We start from the raw sequence: 623 nt of genomic DNA, 5'->3' as shown, positions 1-623 counted from the left end.
CGGGTGAGGACGAAGGCGATCCAGAACAGCAGCACGTTGGGCACCGCCGGCACGCCCATCAGGGCGACGAGGACGGCGAGCACGCCGATGACGAGCAGCGCGCCGCCCGCGTAGCCGAGGCCCGAGCTGTCGGAGAGGAAGTCCCCCATCGAGGTGCCGAGTGTGTTGGAGACCAGGATCGCGGACCAGAACAGCGCCTCACCCCGGAAGGTGACGATGTCGCGGATCTGGAACGTCATGCCGCCGGCCTTCCACACCGCGAAGACGACCAGCAGGATCGAGATCAGGATGGCCGCACCGGCCGGGTAGCCCAGACCGATGCCCTGGGGGCCCCAGCCGAGCGAAGTGGCGCCGCCCGTCAGGTACTTGGCGCTGGCGTCCCGGTTCATGAAGTCGGACATGGTGGTGCCGGCCATGCTGGTCGACAGGATCACCGTCCAATAGCAGAACGGGTTGTAGCGGCGCGAGCGCAGCTGCACGACCAGGGTCACCACGAAGATCAGGAACAGTGCGATCGTGGTGAGGAAGTAGCCGAGCTTGAGGGTCTGAGCGAAGAGGTCGCCGGCCGTCTCGCCCAGGGTCGTGGCGGCGATCTTCATGATCCAGAAGGCCAGTGTGGCCTC

At 66.8% G+C, this 623-nt stretch carries 1 protein-coding gene; it reads right to left on the bottom strand.

Features of this window, described 5'->3' with window-relative positions:
- Window positions 1–623 (bottom strand): hypothetical protein (locus C3481_RS16195; protein WP_219817688.1); only part of this gene is annotated, 623 nt, incomplete at both ends.

The organism is Microbacterium sp. Ru50 (assembly GCF_002920555.1).
In the GTDB taxonomy this organism is placed as follows: domain Bacteria; phylum Actinomycetota; class Actinomycetes; order Actinomycetales; family Microbacteriaceae; genus Microbacterium; species Microbacterium arborescens.
Note: the sequence above shows the minus strand (reverse complement) of the source record. Positions and strands in the feature narration are given on the sequence as shown.